The 2,419-nt window shown below is 73.0% G+C and carries 3 protein-coding genes; 2 read left to right on the top strand and 1 reads right to left on the bottom strand.

Annotation, left to right across the window (positions count from 1 at the left end; translation table 11 throughout):
• The coding region (locus ABZ281_RS46080) for a hypothetical protein (RefSeq protein WP_356664441.1) at positions 1-586 on the bottom strand (586 nt) is incomplete at its 3' end.
• A 196-nt stretch (positions 587-782) separates the two neighbouring features.
• On the opposite strand from ABZ281_RS46080, the gene ABZ281_RS46075 reads away from it, so the two are divergent.
• Together ABZ281_RS46075 and ABZ281_RS46070 are read left to right on the top strand one after the other, a co-directional pair.
• A complete protein-coding gene (locus ABZ281_RS46075) occupies positions 783-1,940 on the top strand; it encodes a protein-arginine deiminase family protein (RefSeq protein ID WP_356664439.1) in 1,158 nt (385 codons plus the stop codon).
• The coding region (locus ABZ281_RS46070) for a hypothetical protein (protein WP_356664437.1) at positions 1,924-2,419 on the top strand (496 nt) is incomplete at its 3' end. The genes ABZ281_RS46075 and ABZ281_RS46070, both read left to right, overlap by 17 nt.

The following is a 2,419-nucleotide window of genomic DNA, read 5'->3' as shown; positions in this document are numbered from 1 at the left end:
GGTGGACGTCCAGATCGGCTCCGGCCAGCGCGACGGTGCCGCCGAACCGCTTGCCGAGTCCGCGGATCCGGACGAGGGGTCCGTGGTGCGCGGTGGCCTCGGCGACCTGCTTCAGCGCGGAGGCGGTGGCGGTGTCGCCGACCTTGGCGGGTTGTTCGTGGACGTGCTGTTCCGGATGGTCGTGGCGGTGGTGGGAGGGGGTGAGTCTGCCGCCCGGGCCGTAGACGGAGGTGTCCTCCTCGTCCCGGCCTTTCCGGGGGGAGCGGTGGTCCCCGGTCGTGGCGGTCTGTGTGCCGACGTTCGGTGACGCGCCGTCGGGCCGCTGTCCGGGCCGCGGCTGGGTCAGCCAGGCGACGGCCGCGCCGGTCACCGCCACCGGCCACTCCACGAGTCCGGTCACGCCGAGCACCCCGGCGCCGGCGTAGACGGCCATCCGGCGGCCCCGCGGCGAGACCGCGCCGATCCTGTCCAGCGCGTCCGTGGCCACCTTGCCCACCTGCTCCGCACCCGGCAGGTGCCGCAGGCCCGAGGCCACGGCCCGCAACGGCTGCGGAAGACCGGACGAACGTGATGTCTCCTGGTTCATGTCGACCTCCACAAGCGCGTCGCCCCAGCGGCGTCATCCGGCTTCCCACGTCTTTGCCCCATATTCCGTCTTTGGCGGTTTATGCGCTTGTCTTGTTCGGCCGGGGTGTCAGAGGACCGTCCGGCCGTCGTGGACTCCGCCCATGCAGCGCTTGGTGTACCCCTGCGAGCCGTCGCCCACGGCGGAGATGACGGTCATGCCGCCGCCTGCGACGCTGGCTCGCGGTGCCGTCCGCGAGGAGGGCGGCGGGACGCACACCATGCGGATGCCGCTGCGCGCTCCGGTGCTGTGGGCGGCCCCGAGGGGCGGCGAAACCACGCTGAACCGGTCGGCCCGGCTGCTGTTCCGCGACGTCCGTGGGCCCGATGTCGCCGTGGTGCAGGAGTTCACGCCGGGGCGCGCTCCGAGCGGCGTCGATCTGCGGAACTTCACCGGCAACGTCGAGTCCGTACCGCCGTGCGAGGGACATCCGCAGGGACGGGTGCTGTACGGCACGGCCCCGCGCCGGGCGCCCGATCCGGCGTTCGTGCGGATGATCGAGGCGCAGGGCGTACAGCCGGCCGTCGCCATCGACATGTCGTGGCTGCTGGTCGGTCACGTGGACGAGACGGTCCATGTGGTGCGGGCACGCACCGAGCGCGGCTGGACCATGGCCGTCGCCGACCCGCATCTGGCGGTGGAGCCGCTGCGGCGGGCGCAGCGCGCCGGGGAGGGCGGGCAACGGCTCTTCCCCGGTACGAGCACGGAGCACAAGCCCACCGTCGACGCGCCCCTCTCCGACCAGGACTTCCTCGCCGGCAACGAGCAGGCGGCGCGGCACATCGACGACCAGACCGGCGTGCTGCTGCGCGAGACGGGGCTGCCCCGCGGCGACCTCGTACGGGTGCCGGAGCTGTACGCGATGATCTCCGCCGACCGGGGCGGACCCGAGGGCGCGCTCGCCTGCTCCCCCGGTGTCGCCAACGGCCTGTCCCTGACGGCCCGGCACTACGCCGCTCCCTATCCGCACGGGCCGAAGGTGCGCGGCCGGGAGGTGTTCCGCGTGGGGACCGAGGAGGCCCTGGCCGCCGGCGGAGTGCGCGTGCACTGGGTGGAGAACTTCGCCTGGTCGCATCTGGCGGGGGGCCAGGTGCACTGCGCGACGAACGCCCTGCGGGACACCTCCGGGAACTCCCTGGTGGCGCACCGCCCCGAGTGGCTGACGGTCGGGGCCCGACGCTCTTCGGAAGCCGTCCGTGTCGGGTCGGGAGCGCCGGGTACCCAGTGCAGGCAAACAGGCCGTCTCGGGTCCGGACACCGCACGGGAGCGAAGTGTCCGGTTCGGCGAAGGAGTGGTCATGACGCAGAACGGTGATGACGCGACGCTCGTCCGGCGACCGGGGGTCCCGGCCCTCCGGACGGCACCGGACGGGGACGAGCCCGCGCCACCACAGGACCCGCAGGCGGACCAGCCGCTGCAGGAACTCCTGCAGGACCGCAATCAGGCGCTCCTGGAGGCGGCCAAACAGGTCGGGGCCCTGCTCAAGCGCAAGGGGCACCTGTTCGCGCTGGCCGGCAGTGTGGCCGCGTACGCCCACGGCGGCGAGAAGAACCTCCGGCACGACGTCGATTTCGCCATCCGCCCCGAGGACGCGGAGGCGGTGGCGACCACGCTCCACGAGGCCGGTCTGACGGTGTACACCCCGCCGGAGGACTGGCTGATCAAGGCCACGTGCTTCGGTCAGCCGGTCGACATCATCTTCGAGCTCGCGGACCGACCGGTCGGCGCGGACATGCTGGAGCGGGCGGAGGAGCTGTCGGTCGACTCGGTGCGCATGCCCGTGCTGGCCCCGA

Origin of the sequence: Streptomyces sp. NPDC006265, assembly GCF_040613555.1 — a bacterium.
Taxonomy (GTDB): domain Bacteria; phylum Actinomycetota; class Actinomycetes; order Streptomycetales; family Streptomycetaceae; genus Streptomyces.
This window is presented reverse-complemented; position numbering and strand designations above follow the sequence as displayed.